Source organism: Defluviimonas sp. SAOS-178_SWC (genome assembly GCF_039830135.1).
In the GTDB taxonomy this organism is placed as follows: domain Bacteria; phylum Pseudomonadota; class Alphaproteobacteria; order Rhodobacterales; family Rhodobacteraceae; genus Albidovulum.
The window spans coordinates 4,011,552-4,026,891 of sequence record NZ_CP156081.1; the positions used below are offsets into that span (position 1 = coordinate 4,011,552).

The window sequence follows — 15,340 nt, forward strand, 5'->3', positions numbered from 1 at the left end:
GCTTCAGCCTGTCGCCTGCCGGGATCGTAGCCCCCCTGACCGGGCGTTTGTCAAACACAGCAGAGGGAAGGGCGCGCATTGTTCCCCGCACATTTCCACCCTTGCCCCTTGCCCTTGCCCGCGCCAGTCTGGGTCCGACAGGGGGCCGCATGACCATTATGACCTGCATCTTCGACGCCTACGGCACGCTCTTCGACGTTGCCGCCGCCGCCCGGCTCGCGGCCGCCGAACCGGGACACGAGGCTTTGGCGGCAACCTGGCCGAAACTGGCCGAGGACTGGCGGCGAAAACAGCTCGAATATACCTGGCTTCGGGCCGTCATGGGCCGGCACACCGATTTCTGGACCGTCACGCAGGACGGCCTCGACTGGGCGCTTGAGGCGGCGGGGCTGTCCGATCCGGACCTTCGCGAACGGCTTCTGGCCCTTTACTGGGAGCTTCAGGCCTATCCGGAAGTGCCCGCCATGCTTGCCGCGCTGAAGGCGAAGGGGCTGGCGACCGCGATCCTCTCGAACGGCTCGCCGGACATGCTCGCCGGGGCGGTCACGTCGGCCGGGATCGGCGCATTCCTGGACGATACGCTTTCGGTCGAGAGCGTCGGCGTCTTCAAGCCCGACGCGCGGGTCTACCGGCTCGTGACCGCGCGTTTCGCCTGTACTCCCGAGAGCGTCCTCTTCGTCTCCTCCAACGGCTGGGACGCGGCGGCGGCCTCGGGCTTCGGCTTCCGCACCGCCTGGGTCAACCGGGCGGGGGCGCCGATGGACCGGCTGCCCGCGCGGCCGCACCACGTCTTGTCCGATCTCACCGCAATCCCGGATATCGCACGCCCATGACGCTCCTTCATTTCACGGCCTCCGACGGCGCCCGCCTTGCCTACCGTGACGAGGGCGAAGGGTTGCCCGTCCTCTGCCTCGCGGGCCTCACGCGCTCGTCGACGGATTTCGACTTCGTCGCACCTCATCTCAGCCATGTCCGGCTGATCCGGGCAGACTATCGCGGACGCGGCGGATCGGAATGGACTGGCGCGGCGAGCTATACGGTCCCGCGCGAGGCGCAGGATGCGCTCGAACTCCTCGACCATCTCGGTCTCGAGCAGGTGGCGCTGCTCGGCACCTCTCGCGGCGGGCTTATCGGCATGATGCTGGCGGCGACCTCGCGACACCGGCTTCTCGGTCTTTGCTTCAACGATATCGGCCCGGTTATCGAGCGGACGGGGCTGGAGAAGATCTTCGACTATGTCGGCCGAAATCCTGCGGCAAAGACGATGGACGAACTCGTGGCGCGGATGCCGAAGGCGATGCCGGGCTTTGCGAACATCCCCGAGGAACGCTGGCGCGCCTTTGCCGAACGGCTCTATGTCGAGGTGCCGGAGGGCCTGCACATCCGCTACGATCCGGAACTGCGGACCAGTTTCCTTGCGGCCTTCGACGGGCCGGAGGTCGACCTCTGGCCCGTGTTCGACGCCTGCGCCGGCCTGCCTCTTGCGCTGATCCGAGGGGCGAATTCCGATCTTCTGTCGGAGGCAACGGCAAAGGAGATGCGGCGCCGGCGGCCGGACATGATCCATGCGAACGTGCCGGACCGCGCCCATGTGCCCTTCCTCGACGAGGCCGAAAGCCTCACCGCCCTTACCGCCTGGCTGGGATTGATGCGATGAACATAGAGATGATCGAGGCCGCAGCCGAACGGTTGAAGGGGCACGCGCTCCGCACCCCGCTTCTTAGCTCACCGTTTCTCGACGAGATTGCCGGACGACGGGTCTTCGTGAAGCCGGAATGCCTCCAGCATACCGGGTCGTTCAAGTTCCGTGGCGGCTGGTCGGCGGTTTCGGCGCTTTCGCCGGAGGCGCGGGCGCAAGGTGTGATCGCGTATTCCTCCGGCAACCACGCGCAAGGCGTGGCACAGGCGGCGCGAGCGCATGGGACGCCTTGCGTGATCCTGATGCCGGCCGACGCGCCGCGGGTGAAGATCGCCAATACCCGCGCACTCGGGGCCGAGGTTGTCCTGTATGACCGCGCCACCGGCGACCGGGACGCGATCGGCGCGGCGCTTGCGGAGGATCGCGGCCTCACGCTGATCAAGCCCTTCGACGAGCCGCAGGTGATCGCCGGGCAGGGCACAACGGGGCTTGAGATCGCCGAACAGGCGGCCGAGGCCGGAGTGACGGAAGCCGAGGTGCTGGTGCCCTGCGGTGGCGGCGGGCTGACGTCCGGCATTGCGCTGGCGCTCGAAGCGAAGGCGCCGGGACTCAGGGTCCGAACGGTCGAGCCGGAAGGCTTCGACGACGTGAAGCGCTCGCTCGCGTCGGGGCGGATCGAACGCAATACGCGGCTCTCGGGGTCGCTCTGCGACGCGATCGTCACGCCGTCGCCGGGCCAGATCACCTTCCCGATCCTCGCCCGGCTTTGCGGGCCGGGCCTTGCGGTGAGCGAGGATCAGGCGCTCGCCGCGATGGCGGCCGCGTTCGCGCGCCTCCATGTGGTGATCGAACCGGGCGGGGCGGTGGCATTGGCCGCTGCCCTTTATCATCCGGGCGAGATCGCGGGCGATGCGGTGATCGTCGTGGCGTCCGGCGGCAATGTCGATGCCGAGATCTACCGCAAGGCGCTCGAACGCTTCGCCACGGGCTGACGAGGGGCGCGGAATACCCGGCCCGCTCTCGTGGCCGGTCACGGCAGATCGAGATCGACCCAGACCAGCCGGTGGCGCGACGCGGCCTCGGCCAGCACAGCCGCATCGCTGCCGGGTTCCGGCCACCAGACCCCCGCCGCCGTCACCTTCAGCGCCGACGAGGGAAGCACATAGTCCACGCGCATGTTGCCCGGGCCCGGATCGTCTGGCCAGTCCGCCGTGTCGAGGGCCGGATCGCCCGATTGCCCGACGTTCGCGCCCCCCTGCCCCGCCGCCGCCACGCCGCCCGTACTCGCAGGTTTCGGATCGCGGAACCGGTCGCCGTTCAGCAACGCCTTTAACGCGTCCGGCTGGCCATCGCCGTCCACGGTGTCGAGATTGGCATCGCCGAGCAGAACCAGCGGCCCTTTCGGTGGGGGATATGGCAAGGCGCCGTCCAGCAGGCGCGACCAGAATGCGGCCTCGTCGTGGTTGCGCCGTCCGTTGCGATCCTCCGGCCCGTCGAAGACCGGCGGCGAGGCATGCCAGGCCAGGAGCGTCAGGGTCCCGCCGCCCGGCAGATCCACCGGAACCGCCCAGTGGCCGGTCGAAGAAAGTCGCTGTACCGTCGATGCTTCGGGCGACAACTCGGCGCCGTCGATCAGCGCGCCGGGCAGATCGCGCCAGAGAAATCCCGAATAGTCCTCTGCCGGCCCGAGAGGCAGGCGCGACAGTATCGCCATTCCCCCCTCGCCCGCGAACCGTCCGAACCCCTGAGCGTCGCCCGGCCCGCCAGTCCGACCGTCGCCGTCGACGTCGATCCCCGTGGCCCAGCCGGTATTCGGCCTGAGCGCGAAACGATGCGGATAGTCCCGGCCCTTGATGGCGATCCGCCCGGCAAAGGCGTTGAGGGCGACAAGGTCGAGGTCGTAGTCGATGCCGGTCAGAAGCAGCACGTCCGGCGCTGCCGCGGCGATCACCGATGCCGCCGCCTCGACCTGGGGGTCAGTGCCCGTGAGTATGTCGCGCAGGAGGAGCCCCGGCCCCTTGCGGGAAAGGTCGGCATTGTAGGTGGCAACGCGCAGCGGTTCGGCCGTGGCAGGACAGGCGGCGATTGCGGCAAGGATCAGGCCGGCAAAAGCTCCGCTTCGGCAGCCACATTGTTCTGCCGGCGCTTCGCCGCGATCATTCCGGCGATACGTCCCATCGCGATGCCGCGCATGAAGAGGGAGGCGGGAAGGAAGGCCCATGCTGTCATCGTCCAGATCAGGGTTTGCGGGCTTTCCAGCGTCACCGGCGAGAAGGCGAGCGAGGCGAGCTTGACCGCGGCAGGGATAAGGAACGGCAGAAGAAAGCCGAGCGCGATGTTGAACCTTGCATCGCGCTGCAGGCGGTCGACCACGTCGCCCCCCGTCGTCGGATCGAAGGTGGGCAGGTTGATCCAGACGTTGAACGTCCCGATCCGGCTCGGCCAGCCGATCATCCGCATCGTCACGACAAAGCCGATCAATGTCAGAAGCGAGATCATGTAGGCGATCCCGGCAGAGGTCCGCACCATGATCAGGTGGCGCGTGCTCATGTCCTCCGGCAGCATCAGCACGACAAGCCGCACCGGGCTGTAGGGCACGTCGATAACCTCGCCCAGCTTGTCGCCGAGGGCCGCGATGAATTCCGTCAGCGTCGTCGGCTCGGTCTGGCCGCGCACGATGGTGGACAGGAGCATCACGGTGATGAAGAGCGACAGGAAGCGCAACCGGTTGAAGGGCGGCGCGTCACGGAACTCCACGAGGCCGGGATAGGTGGAGGCATATTCGAAGAACGTCAGCGCCGCGGCGAAAAGCGCCACCAGGGCGACGATTTGCGTCGTGTCGCTGGAGACATGCGGCAGCATCAGGGACGGTGTCGCGATCAACACCATCACCAGCACTGCGCGCACCAGGGCGCCTGTGAGCTGAGAAATCACTGCCCTACATCCTCAACCTGGCCGGGACCGGTACATTGCCGGGCGCCTTGGACCAACTTGAGCCCGCCAATTGTGGCGAACTGCCTCTTTGTTGCCCAACTTTTGCCCAACTTCGTCTCCCCATCAACGTTTCATTAAGTTAAATCCGGGCATTGGGGCCTTTTCGTGGAAGAACTGGTGCGGCAATGCATCATTTCATGAGCAAGAATCCGCCGACAATCGCGCAACAATAAGGCCGCCCCGAAGGGCGGCCCAAGATGTTGTATTTCAGTGGTTTTCAGACCCAAGGACGAGCCTGGGCCGCCGTCTGTTCGAATGTGTCGATGCTGGAAACTTTCTCCAGCGTCAGGCCGATATCGTCCAGGCCATTGAGGAGACAGTGCTTGCGGAACGGGTCAACCTCGAAGGCGAAGCTCTGCCCGTCCGAGGTGGTGACCGTCTGCGCCTCGAGGTCCACCGTCATCCGCGCATTGGCGCCTTTCCGCGCATCCTCCATCAGGACGTCCACGACCTCCTGCGGCATCACGATCGGCAGGATGCCGTTCTTGAAGCAGTTGTTGTAGAAGATGTCGGCGAAGGAGGTGGAGATCACGCAGCGGATGCCGAAGTCGAGAAGCGCCCAGGGGGCGTGCTCGCGGCTCGACCCGCAGCCGAAATTGTCGCCGGCGACGATGACCTCGGCATTCCGGTAGGCCGGCTGGTTCAGCACGAAGTCCGGGATTTCCTTGCCGTCCAGCGTGAAGCGCATCTCGTCAAAGAGGTTCTTGCCGAGGCCCGAGCGCTTGATCGTCTTGAGGAACTGCTTGGGGATGATCATGTCGGTGTCGATGTTGACCAAGGGCATTGGCGCCGCGACCCCGGTGAGGGTGGTGAATTTGTCCATTGTCGCTCTCCCTTACACCGCTTCCGCCATCAACTCACGCACATCGGTCAGATGCCCCGTGACCGCCGCCGCCGCCGCCATCGCCGGCGACATCAGGTGGGTGCGTCCGCCCCGGCCCTGACGGCCTTCGAAGTTGCGGTTCGACGTCGCCGCGCAGCGCTCGCCGGGCGCAAGCTGGTCGGGGTTCATCGCGAGGCACATGGAGCAGCCGGCAAGCCGCCATTCCATCCCCGCATCGATGAAGATCTGCGCCAGACCTTCCTCTTCCGCCTGCGCGCGCACGAGGCCCGAGCCCGGCACGACCATCGCGCGGATGCCCGGCGCGATCTTCTTGCCCTTCAGGATCTCGGCGGCCGCCCGCAAATCCTCGATCCGGCCGTTGGTGCAGGAGCCGATGAAGACCGTGTCGATCTTGATGTCGGTCAGCCTCTGGCCCGGCGTCAGGCCCATATATTCCAGCGACCGCGCAGCCGCCTCGACCTTGCCGCCCTTGAAGTCTTCCGGCGAGGGCACGGTGCCGGTGATCGGCAGCACGTCCTCGGGGCTGGTGCCCCAGGTGACGACGGGGGCGATATCCTCGCCCTTCAGCGTCACGACCTTGTCCCAATGGGCGTCGTCGTCCGACTTCAGCGTCTTCCACCAGTTCAGCGCGGCTTCCCACTGCGCGCCCTTCGGCGCGTGGGGACGGCCCTGCACATAGGCAAAAGTCTTCTCGTCCGGCGCGATGAGACCCGCGCGCGCACCGCCTTCGATCGCCATGTTGCAGACGGTCATGCGGCCTTCCATGGAAAGATCGCGGATCGCCTCACCGCAATATTCGATGACATAGCCGGTGCCGCCGGCGGTGCCGGTCGCTCCGATCACCGAAAGCGTGATGTCCTTGGCGGTGACACCCGGACGCAAGTGCCCGGTGATCTCCACCTTCATGTTCTTGGACTTCTTCTGGATCAGCGTCTGGGTGGCAAGCACATGCTCCACCTCGGACGTACCAATCCCGTGCGCCAGCGCGCCGAAGGCGCCGTGCGTGGCGGTATGGCTGTCGCCGCAGACCACCGTCATCCCGGGCAGGGTCCAGCCCTGCTCCGGCCCGACGATGTGCACGATCCCCTGGCGGATGTCGTTCACCGGGTAGTAGTTGATGCCGAAATCCTTGGCGTTCTTGTCGAGCGCCTCGACCTGGATGCGGCTTTCCTCGTTCTCGATGCCCTCCGCGCGGTCAGGCGTCGTGGGCACGTTGTGGTCGGGGACCGCGATGGTCTTTTCCGGCGCGCGCACACCGCGCCCCGCCATGCGCAGGCCCTCGAAGGCTTGCGGGCTCGTCACCTCGTGGACGAGGTGACGGTCGATATAGAGCAGGCAGGTGCCGTCGTCCTGGGTATCGACGACATGGGCATCCCAGATCTTGTCATAGAGTGTCTTGGGGGACATGGGTCCTCTCCGGTTCTTGAGAAATCTTGCAAAGGCGACAGGAATGCGGCGCCGATCAAAGTCGGGCCAGCACCGTCATCGTCGCGCCGAAGAACCGCCAGGGCAGGCGCGCGCGGTCGTCCATGTCGAAGAAACGTTTCATAACGGGCGGAGATACACCTTCGCCCCGAGTCCCGCAAGGCCGCGCGTCGGACTTGCCAGCCGGTCCGCGAAGCTGGCACAAAGGCGAAGAGAGCGAAGGGACGTGATGGAAACGGAACTTGAAAGCCTCCTGTCCTCGTTCGCCACGGTCTGGGACACGATCCGGCTCAACCTCCGGCTCCTTCTCCTGCCGCGGCAGCTCGAACAGGTCACGGTCATCCTCGCCTGCGTCGCGCTCGCGTGGTTTGTCACAAGGCGGCTGGAGCCCCGGTTCGACACCTGGATGCGGGGTCTCTCGGGGCGTCCGAAATGGCAACTCCGCTGGCTCGTCGTGCTGCGCAACCGGCTTCAGCTTGGCCTTTTCGCGCTGTTCGCCTGGTCCGCGACCGGCATCTATGCCGCGATCTACGCCTTTCCGTCCCGCCGCTACCTGATCGTCCTGGCCGCCACGATCGCCGCCGCCTGGTTCTTCATCCGGGTCGCCGCCCAGATCGTCAAGAACCGCTTCCTCCGGCAGGTCGTGAGCTGGGGGCTCACCATCTACGCGACGCTCTACTACGCCGGGCTCCTCGACGAGGTGGCGGCCTTCCTCGACGGGATCGCGATCGAATTCGGCGACTTCCGCCTGACGCTTCTCGCGATCCTCAAGGCGGTTCTTGTCACGGGGCTCCTTTTCGCAGGGGCGCGGCTCCTGTCGCGCGGCGCGGCCCAGCGCATCGGGGCGAACGAGGATATCAGCCCCTCGATGCGGGTTCTGACGGTCAAATTCCTGCAGATCGCGCTCTATTCCGCGGCCTTCTTCATCGGCTTGAAGGCGGTGGGCTTCGACCTCACCGGCCTCGCGGTCCTGTCGGGCGCGATCGGCGTCGGCCTTGGCTTCGGCCTGCAGAAGGTCGTGTCGAACCTCGTTTCCGGCGTCATCATCCTCCTCGACAAGTCGATCAAGCCGGGTGACGTGATCTCGCTCGGCGACACGTTCGGCTGGATCGAGGCGCTCGGCGCGCGCTATGTCTCTGTCGTCACCCGCGACGGCAAGGAATTCCTGATCCCGAACGAGGACCTGATCACCGGCCAGGTGGTGAACTGGTCGCATTCGAACCAGTATGTGCGGATCGACCTTTTCTTCGGCACCGCCTATTCCGATGATCCGCACCTCGTGCGCAAGGTCGCGATCGAAGCCGCCTATTCGGTTGGCCGGGTGCTGAAATCCCATCCTGCCGTCTGCCATATCACCGGCTTCGGGGACAGTTCGGTCGACTATATCCTGCGCTTCTGGATCACCGATCCGGCGGAGGGGCTCACCAACGTCAAGGGCAACGTCTATCTCGCGCTTTGGGATGCGTTCAAGGAGCACGGAATCTCGATCCCCTTCCCGCAGCGCGAGGTCAAGGTGCTGCCCGGTTCGGTGCTGGCGACCTCAGGATCGGATCGGCGGGGACAGTAAAGCTCGGCAGGGGCTTGCCAATCGCGGCAATCCACCTCATTCGGGCCACATTGAGATTTTACAATCGCGATGCTACCTTTTACCCATGCCCAGCGCCGGGGCGGGGGCGGCGCGCAACCCAGGAGGACGATGTCCTGTTTCATACTGCAAAGGCGGCCGGATCTTCGGCCGCAGGGCCGGTGCCGATGACGGCGACGCCCACCGAGGTCCAGAGCGACGTGCTGCTCGCGCGGATCCTCGCCTCTCTCGATGACGACAAGGCCGAAGACGTGGTGACGATCGATCTCCGCGGCCGGTCCTCTGTCGCCGATTACATGGTGGTCTGCTCGGGCCGCTCCTCGCGCCAGGTCGGCGCCATCGCCGAAAAGCTGATGGAGCGGCTGAAGCAGGAATTCGGCCGGACCTGCCGTGTCGAAGGCAAGGAGCAGGGCGACTGGGTCCTGATCGACGCCTCCGACGTGGTAGTTCACGTCTTCCGCCCCGAAGTGCGGGAGTTCTACCAGCTTGAGAAGATGTGGATGCCCGCCGGGGCCGGACTGAGCGCCCGGCAGAACTGATGCGGCTGCATATCTGCGCGGTCGGGCGCCTGCGCGCGGGGCCCGAACTCACGCTGATCGACGACTATCTCAAACGGTTCGACCGGACGGGCCGGGCGCTGAGCCTCGGCCCGGTTTCCGTTCACGAGGTCGAGGACAAGAAGGGCGGCGGCATGGAGGCCGAGGCCGATCTTCTCGGCCGCGCCGTGCCGTCCGGTGCTTTCCTCGTGGCGCTCGACGAGCGCGGGCGGCAGATGACCTCGCCAGATTTCGCCAGCACGATTGCCCGAACCCGCGACGGCGGGCGGCAGGACATGGCCTTCCTGATCGGCGGGGCGGACGGGCTGGCGCCCGGCCTTCGCGGCCGCGCCGACATGCTTCTGTCCTTCGGCCCGATGGTCTGGCCGCACATGCTCGTCCGGGTGATGCTGGCCGAACAGCTCTACCGCGCCGCCTCCATCCTTGCCGGTGCGCCGTATCACCGGGCATGACAGACCGGTGCGGAGGGCGCAGAACCGCCCCACGCCTGTCACCGGCAATCCTGATGCCCGGTTGCCGGCGCACCGCGATCGCCCTAGAACTCGGGCCAAAGCCAGAAGGATCGTGCCATGACTGCCCCGCGCCTCGTTGTCCTTTGCATTCTTGACGGCTGGGGGCTCCGGGCCGAAACGACGGGCAACGCGGTGGCCCTTGCGACGAAGCCCACCTTCGACAGGATCATGGCGACCTGCCCGCATGCGCAGCTTGTCACCCACGGGCCCGACGTTGGCCTGCCTTCCGGGCAAATGGGCAACTCCGAGGTCGGGCACACGAATATCGGCGCCGGCCGGATCGTGGCGATGGACCTCGGCCAGATCGACCTCGCCATCGAGGACAGGAGCTTCTTCTCCAACGCCGCCATCACCGCCTTCATCCACACGCTCAAGGCAGATGGCGGCACCGCGCATCTGATGGGCGTGATCTCCGACGGCGGCGTGCACGGGCATATCGACCATGTTCTGGCGGCCTGCGATGTGGTGACGAAGGCCGGCGTTCCGGTCGCGCTCCATGCCGTGACCGATGGCCGCGACGTGCCGCCGCAATCGGCCGACCGCTTCGCCGCCGACCTGATGAAGCGCCTGCCCAAGGGCGCGACTGTGGCCACCGTCACGGGCCGCTACTTCGCGATGGACCGCGACAACCGGTGGGAACGGGTCTCGCGCGCCTACGCCGCGATGGTGCGAGGCGACGGCGTCCCCTCCGCCTCCGCCACCGACGCGGTGGCCGAGGCCTATGCGCGCGGCGAGACGGATGAATTCATCCAGCCCACGGTGATCGGCGACTACAAGGGGGCGAAGGGCGGCGACGGGTTCTTCTGCCTCAACTTCCGCGCCGACCGGGCGCGCGAAATCCTGCTCGCCGTTGGCGAGGACGAGTTCGAGGGCTTCGACCGGGGCGCCCGCCCGCATTGGGCGGCCCTTCTCGGCATGGTCGATTACTCGAAGACTCACGACGCCTTCATGGCCGCCGCCTATCCCAAGCGTCCGGTCGTCAACACGCTCGGCGCCTGGGTGGCCTCGCATGGGCTGACCCAGTTCCGGCTCGCCGAGACCGAGAAATATCCCCATGTCACCTTCTTCCTGAACGGCGGCAAGGAAGCGCCCGAGGTGGGAGAGGACCGCTACATGGCTCCGTCCCCAAAGGTGGCGACCTATGATCTGAAACCCGAAATGTCGGCCAGAGAGGTCACCGACCACTTCGTCGCGGCGATCGAAAAGGGCTATGACCTCATCGTCACGAACTACGCCAATCCCGACATGGTCGGCCATACCGGCGTCCTCGAAGCCGGCATCGCGGCGGTGGAGGAGGTGGACCGTGGCCTGGCCCGCGTTGTTGCCGCCCTCGAAAAGGCCGGGGGCGCGATGATCGTGACCGCGGATCACGGCAATTGCGAAACGATGATCGACCCGGAGACGGGCGGTCCACACACCGCGCATACGACAAACCCGGTGCCGGTAATTCTCGTCGGCGGGCCAGAGGGCGCGACGCTCCGCAATGGCCGCCTCGCCGATCTCGCGCCGACGCTTCTCGATCTCATGGGATTGCCGCTGCCGCCCGAGATGACCGGGCGAAGCCTGATCGGCCGGGTATGAGACGGGCGGCCTTCCTTCTTCTTCTGGCGCTCGGCCTTGCAGCGCCGGTACGGGCCGCCGACCCGGCCGTTCCGGCGGCCGAAGCGGCGGCAACGGAGTTGCGCGCGGCAATCGAGGCGCTGAACAGCGCGGAAGGTTCCCGAAACCGCGTCGCGGCGCTCACGCGCACGATCCAGGCCTATGAGGCCGGCCTCGGTTCCCTCCGTGACGCGCTTCGCCGCGCCTCGGTGCGCGAGGCCGAGATCGGCGCATCCTTCGAGGCGCGGCGGGAGCGGATTGGCCAGATTCTGGGCGTCATGGCAGCGATGGAACGCGACCCGGCGCCCTTGCTGCTGCTGCATCCGGAAGGGCCAATGGGCACGGCGCGGTCAGGCATGATCCTCGCCTCCGTCACCCCCGCACTTCAGCAAGAGGCCGAAGCGCTCAAGGCGCAACTTGAAGAGTTGAAACGCCTCCGCGCACTGCAATCCGACGTGACGGCGACCCTGCAAAAGGGGCTCGTGGCCGCGCAATCGGCGCGCACCGCGCTCAGCCAGGCGGTGCAGGACCGCACCGATCTGCCCGAACGCTTCCTCGAAGATCCCGAGGAACTGACCATCCTCGTCAACAGCGCCGACAGCCTGGACACGTTCGCGGCCGGGCTCGCCTCGATGGAAACCGATATCGGTGCGCCGATGGACGATTTCGAGGGCGCCAGGGGCACGCTGCCGCTGCCGGTCCGCGGTACGCTCCTGCGCAGAGCGGGTGAGGCAGACGCCGCCGGCATCCGCCGCCCCGGCATCCTCATCGCAACCAGACCTGCGGCGCTAGTGACCATGCCCTGGCCCGCGACGATCCGCTACAGGGGCCCGCTTCTCGACTACGGAAATGTGATGATCGTGGAGCCGGCTTCCGGCTATCTTCTGGTCCTTGCCGGCCTCGGTGCCGTCTATGGCAACACCGGCGACGTCATCGAGGCCGGGGCGCCCGTCGGGCTGATGGGTGGCGCGGCGACGGAAAACCTCTCATTTCCCGCCGACGGCCAAGAAGGCGGTGGCGCAGACCGGACGGAAACGCTTTATATAGAACTGAGACAGGGCAAGGAGCCCGTGGACCCGGCCCCGTGGTTCACAGAGACAAGGGAAGACTGAGCGATGCGGAAATTCTTGATGGCCGCCCTCGGCGGCACAGTGGCCGGCGTGGTGCTGACGACGCAGGTGGCAGGCCCCCTCGTCGCGCAGGAGGCCGGCAAATCCTCCACCGTTTACGAACAGCTCGACCTCTTCGGCGATATCTTCGAGCGGATCCGAAGCCAGTATGTCGAGCCAGTGGATGAGGGCAAGCTGATCGAGGCCGCGATCAACGGGATGCTGACGTCGCTCGACCCGCATTCGAGCTACCTTGCCGCCGACGCCTTCGCCGACATGCGGGTGCAGACCCGTGGCGAGTTCGGCGGTCTCGGGATCGAGGTCACCCAGGAAGAGGGCTTCATCAAGGTGGTGTCGCCCATCGACGGCACCCCGGCGGCAGAGGCGGGGATCCAGGCCGGCGACTTCATCACGCATGTCGACGGCGAAAGCGTGCTCGGCCTCACGCTCGACCAGGCGGTCGACAAGATGCGCGGGCCGGTCGGCTCCGAGATCATCATCACCGTCGCCCGCGAGGGCACCGACGAACCCTTCGACGTGTCGATCATCCGCGACACGATCAAGCTCACCGCCGCGCGCGCGCGTCTCGAAGGCAACACGGTCGTGCTGCGCGTGACGACGTTCAACGACCAGACCTACGACAACATGGCCGACGGGCTGAAGAAATCCGTTGCCGATGCCGGCGGGATCGACAAGGTCAACGGCTTCGTCCTCGACCTGCGCAACAATCCGGGCGGTCTGCTGACCCAGGCCATCGCCGTCTCCGACGCGTTCCTCGACAAGGGAGAGATCGTTTCGACCCGTGGCCGCAATCCGCAGGACAGCGAACGCTTCAACGCCGAACCGGGCGACCTGACCGAAGGCAAGCCGATGGTCGTTCTCATCAACGGCGGCTCCGCCTCGGCCTCGGAAATCGTCACCGGCGCGCTTCAGGACCACCGCCGCGCCATCGTCGTCGGCACCAAGTCGTTCGGCAAGGGCTCGGTCCAGACCGTGATCCCGCTCAGGGGCGAGGGCGCCATGCGGCTGACCACGGCGCGCTATTACACGCCGTCGGGACGGTCGATCCAGGCGCTCGGCATTTCGCCGGACATCGTCGTCGAACAGCCGAAACCGGCCCCCGCCACCGAGGAGGAAGAACCTGCCTCGGCCGCGAGCCGGTCGCGCTCCGAGGCTGATCTGCGCGGCGCGATCACCAACGACACGATGACCGAGGACGAAAAGCGGGTCTGGGAAGAAGAACAGACAAAGGCCGAGGAATCCGCGAAACTGCGGCTGGAGGACTACCAGCTCGCCTATGCGATCGACATCCTCAAGGGTCTTTCCGCCATCGCCGCCGCCGAATGACCCCGGACGAGGCCGCCCGGCTGCCCTACCGGCCCTGCGTCGGCGTCATGCTGATCAATGACGCCGGCCTGATCTTCGCGGGACAGCGCAAGGACAATCCCTACCCGGCCTGGCAGATGCCGCAAGGCGGGATCGACAAGGACGAAAAGCCGCGCAGGGCGGCGCTGCGCGAACTTTGGGAAGAGACCGGGGTGACGGAGGACCTTGTCGAATTCGTCGCCAAGGCGCCGGACTGGGTGCTCTACGACCTGCCGCCCGAGCTTCTGGGGCAGGTCTGGGGCGGCAAATACCGGGGCCAGAAGCAGCGATGGTTCCTCTATCGGTTCAGGGGCACGGACGATCAGATCGACATCGAGACGGAGCATCCGGAATTCTCCGAATGGCGTTGGGTGACGGCGGCCGAGATGCTCGACGCCATCGTCCCCTTCAAGCGCGCCGTCTACGAAGAGGTCGTGGCGGCATTCCGGGAGCACTTGGCGTAAGCGCGACGCGCCACCTCGCCATCACGATATCGCCTTCACGGCGGCCGCAAGTTGCGGATCGCGGCCCTGACGAAGATCGGCGGCGGTGATATCGACCGCAGGGTCCGGTCGCAGGTCGCCCGCAGCCACAAGATGCCGAGCGATCTCCTCAGGGGTGGACGACACGGCGACGCCGGTTTCCCAGTCGTGAAAGGCGGTCGAGTAGCGCATTGCCGCCCTCGATTCCGCCAGGTCGACCGTCCCGCCCTCGGCGAAAAAGCGCAGGTCGTCGCCCATTCCCTCGCCGACAATGCTCAGTGCCGCACCGAACATGTCTTTCAGGAGGGCGGCGCAGACGATCGCGGCCGAAAAGGTGAACTTGTCGACCAAAACGGCGCAACGCTCGCCCCGCCACGCCTCCCTGACCGTGCGCAGGAACGGGACCGTCTTCAGGAAATCTCCGCCCGGATTGCCGCGAAGGTCGAAAACGAGGTTGCGATCAGGCGCGGCGATGACGGCCTGCGCGACACGCGCCAGCCCGGCCTCAAGCGCACCGCCTTCGGGATCGTAGAAGTCTCGAAGCGAAACGCGGATCGCCCGATGGCCGATCTCGTCCGCCGTCGCAAAGCCGTGCGGCCGTCGGATGGCGGGCTCCAGGCCACCCTTCTCGCTGACGGGATAAAGATCCATCGCCGGAACAGTGCGATCACGGGCCACCCTCAGTTCAACGATACCGCCTTCGCTGTCGCGGAAATCATATCTCGCACCAGCGTCAGGGCCGCACCCGGTCAGTTCCCCCAGCGCCGCCGGCCAGACGAGGAGCAACGCCCCGATCACACGCCGCCGCTGCGCATTGCCGGCGAGCATCGGCTCCGCACCGGCAAGGAAGGCGTCGACGGGCCTTCCGTTGACGGCGACCAGCCGCATGTCGAGAAACCCCGAGAGGCCGGCCGGTGCCGTCGTCAGGTAGATTCCGGCACCGATGGCGACAAAACGCAGCGGGTGAACCGCGATGGCGGCATTCGGGATCAGGCGGGTATGGCCGTTCCGGGGAAGGGCCAGAAGGCGCATCGCGGCGAGAAGAAAAAGATCGAGGTTTCCTTTGCGGGCCGCATCGCGGAGTGCGCCGAGCCTGTCCCGCACCATGTCGGGACCAATATCGCGAAACGCCTGGTCGCGCCGAAGCACGATATCCTCGATCAGCTCCGCATCCATGTGAAAGGACATCCCTCTTCCTTCACCCGCGCAACCGTCCCAAGCCGCGCACA

15 protein-coding genes are annotated in these 15,340 nt (G+C 66.4%); 10 read left to right on the top strand and 5 right to left on the bottom strand.

Features of this window, described 5'->3' with window-relative positions; translation table 11 throughout:
- Positions 1-149 precede the first annotated feature (149 nt).
- The 3 genes from V5734_RS20785 to V5734_RS20795 are packed head-to-tail and all read left to right on the top strand — an operon-like array spanning position 150 to position 2,631.
- The gene (locus V5734_RS20785) at positions 150-833 is read left to right on the top strand and encodes a haloacid dehalogenase type II (protein ID WP_347311508.1); all 684 of its coding nucleotides are present in this window, start codon (positions 150-152) and stop codon (positions 831-833) included.
- Positions 830-1,657 (top strand): alpha/beta fold hydrolase, encoded by an 828-nt coding sequence (locus V5734_RS20790; RefSeq protein WP_347311509.1) that lies wholly within the window; start codon positions 830-832, stop codon positions 1,655-1,657. Before V5734_RS20785 ends, V5734_RS20790 begins: the two co-directional genes overlap by 4 nt.
- A complete protein-coding gene (locus tag V5734_RS20795; protein ID WP_347311510.1) occupies positions 1,654-2,631 on the top strand; it encodes a threonine ammonia-lyase in 978 nt (325 codons plus the stop codon). Before V5734_RS20790 ends, V5734_RS20795 begins: the two co-directional genes overlap by 4 nt.
- A 38-nt stretch (positions 2,632-2,669) precedes the next feature.
- Here V5734_RS20795 and V5734_RS20800 read toward each other — a convergent pair whose 3' ends face one another.
- From V5734_RS20800 to leuC, 4 genes are all read right to left on the bottom strand, one after another.
- The gene (locus tag V5734_RS20800) at positions 2,670-3,695 is read right to left on the bottom strand and encodes an endonuclease/exonuclease/phosphatase family protein (protein WP_347313683.1); all 1,026 of its coding nucleotides are present in this window, start codon (positions 3,693-3,695) and stop codon (positions 2,670-2,672) included.
- 41 nt (positions 3,696-3,736) lie between these two features.
- Positions 3,737-4,573, bottom strand: coding sequence for a hypothetical protein (locus V5734_RS20805; RefSeq protein WP_347311511.1), 837 nt, complete (start codon positions 4,571-4,573; stop codon positions 3,737-3,739).
- Positions 4,574-4,850: 277 nt separating this feature from the next.
- Entirely contained in the window at positions 4,851-5,456 is a 606-nt protein-coding gene (gene leuD, locus V5734_RS20810; RefSeq protein ID WP_347311512.1) for a 3-isopropylmalate dehydratase small subunit, read from the bottom strand.
- 12 nt (positions 5,457-5,468) lie between these two features.
- Positions 5,469-6,884 carry a 3-isopropylmalate dehydratase large subunit gene (leuC, locus tag V5734_RS20815; protein ID WP_347311513.1) on the bottom strand — a complete coding sequence of 472 codons (1,416 nt, stop codon included), beginning with the start codon at positions 6,882-6,884 and terminating at the stop codon, positions 5,469-5,471.
- 247 nt (positions 6,885-7,131) lie between these two features.
- Between leuC and V5734_RS20820 the strand changes: the two genes are divergently transcribed.
- The 7 genes from V5734_RS20820 to V5734_RS20850 all read left to right on the top strand — a co-directional run bounded on the left by V5734_RS20820 (position 7,132) and on the right by V5734_RS20850 (position 14,093).
- A complete protein-coding gene (locus V5734_RS20820; protein ID WP_347311514.1) occupies positions 7,132-8,469 on the top strand; it encodes a mechanosensitive ion channel family protein in 1,338 nt (445 codons plus the stop codon).
- A 185-nt stretch (positions 8,470-8,654) separates the two neighbouring features.
- On the top strand, positions 8,655-9,026 hold the full coding sequence (gene rsfS, locus V5734_RS20825; protein WP_347311515.1) for a ribosome silencing factor: 372 nt from the start codon (positions 8,655-8,657) through the stop codon (positions 9,024-9,026).
- Positions 9,026-9,496: a 23S rRNA (pseudouridine(1915)-N(3))-methyltransferase RlmH gene (gene rlmH / locus V5734_RS20830; protein ID WP_347311516.1), complete on the top strand. Its 471-nt coding sequence runs from the start codon at positions 9,026-9,028 to the stop codon at positions 9,494-9,496. The genes rsfS and rlmH overlap by 1 nt, the downstream gene beginning before the upstream one ends.
- A gap of 117 nt (positions 9,497-9,613) precedes the next feature.
- Positions 9,614-11,137 (top strand): 2,3-bisphosphoglycerate-independent phosphoglycerate mutase, encoded by a 1,524-nt coding sequence (gene gpmI, locus V5734_RS20835; RefSeq protein ID WP_347311517.1) that lies wholly within the window; start codon positions 9,614-9,616, stop codon positions 11,135-11,137.
- Entirely contained in the window at positions 11,134-12,267 is a 1,134-nt protein-coding gene (locus V5734_RS20840; protein ID WP_347311518.1) for a murein hydrolase activator EnvC family protein, read from the top strand. The genes gpmI and V5734_RS20840 overlap by 4 nt, the downstream gene beginning before the upstream one ends.
- 3 nt (positions 12,268-12,270) lie before the next feature.
- On the top strand, positions 12,271-13,611 hold the full coding sequence (locus V5734_RS20845) for a S41 family peptidase (RefSeq protein ID WP_347311519.1): 1,341 nt from the start codon (positions 12,271-12,273) through the stop codon (positions 13,609-13,611).
- Positions 13,608-14,093 carry an RNA pyrophosphohydrolase gene (locus tag V5734_RS20850; protein WP_347311520.1) on the top strand — a complete coding sequence of 162 codons (486 nt, stop codon included), beginning with the start codon at positions 13,608-13,610 and terminating at the stop codon, positions 14,091-14,093. Before V5734_RS20845 ends, V5734_RS20850 begins: the two co-directional genes overlap by 4 nt.
- 21 nt (positions 14,094-14,114) lie before the next feature.
- Here the strand turns inward: V5734_RS20850 and V5734_RS20855 are convergent, their stop codons facing one another.
- Positions 14,115-15,299 (bottom strand): peptidase S41, encoded by a 1,185-nt coding sequence (locus V5734_RS20855; RefSeq protein ID WP_347311521.1) that lies wholly within the window; start codon positions 15,297-15,299, stop codon positions 14,115-14,117.
- Between the last annotated feature and the right edge of the window lie 41 nt (positions 15,300-15,340).

Excerpts from the sequence above, each read along its gene's own strand:
- V5734_RS20785 (WP_347311508.1), top strand. The coding sequence starts at position 150 with ATGACCATTATGACCTGCATCTTCGACGCCTACGGCACGCTCTTCGAC.
- V5734_RS20790 (WP_347311509.1), top strand. The coding sequence starts at position 830 with ATGACGCTCCTTCATTTCACGGCCTCCGACGGCGCCCGCCTTGCCTAC.
- V5734_RS20795 (WP_347311510.1), top strand. The coding sequence starts at position 1,654 with ATGAACATAGAGATGATCGAGGCCGCAGCCGAACGGTTGAAGGGGCAC.
- leuD (WP_347311512.1), bottom strand. The coding sequence starts at position 5,456 with ATGGACAAATTCACCACCCTCACCGGGGTCGCGGCGCCAATGCCCTTG.
- leuC (WP_347311513.1), bottom strand. The coding sequence starts at position 6,884 with ATGTCCCCCAAGACACTCTATGACAAGATCTGGGATGCCCATGTCGTC.
- V5734_RS20820 (WP_347311514.1), top strand. The coding sequence starts at position 7,132 with ATGGAAACGGAACTTGAAAGCCTCCTGTCCTCGTTCGCCACGGTCTGG.
- rsfS (WP_347311515.1), top strand. The coding sequence starts at position 8,655 with ATGACGGCGACGCCCACCGAGGTCCAGAGCGACGTGCTGCTCGCGCGG.
- rlmH (WP_347311516.1), top strand. The coding sequence starts at position 9,026 with ATGCGGCTGCATATCTGCGCGGTCGGGCGCCTGCGCGCGGGGCCCGAA.
- gpmI (WP_347311517.1), top strand. The coding sequence starts at position 9,614 with ATGACTGCCCCGCGCCTCGTTGTCCTTTGCATTCTTGACGGCTGGGGG.
- V5734_RS20840 (WP_347311518.1), top strand. The coding sequence starts at position 11,134 with ATGAGACGGGCGGCCTTCCTTCTTCTTCTGGCGCTCGGCCTTGCAGCG.
- V5734_RS20845 (WP_347311519.1), top strand. The coding sequence starts at position 12,271 with ATGCGGAAATTCTTGATGGCCGCCCTCGGCGGCACAGTGGCCGGCGTG.
- V5734_RS20850 (WP_347311520.1), top strand. The coding sequence starts at position 13,608 with ATGACCCCGGACGAGGCCGCCCGGCTGCCCTACCGGCCCTGCGTCGGC.
- V5734_RS20855 (WP_347311521.1), bottom strand. The coding sequence starts at position 15,299 with ATGTCCTTTCACATGGATGCGGAGCTGATCGAGGATATCGTGCTTCGG.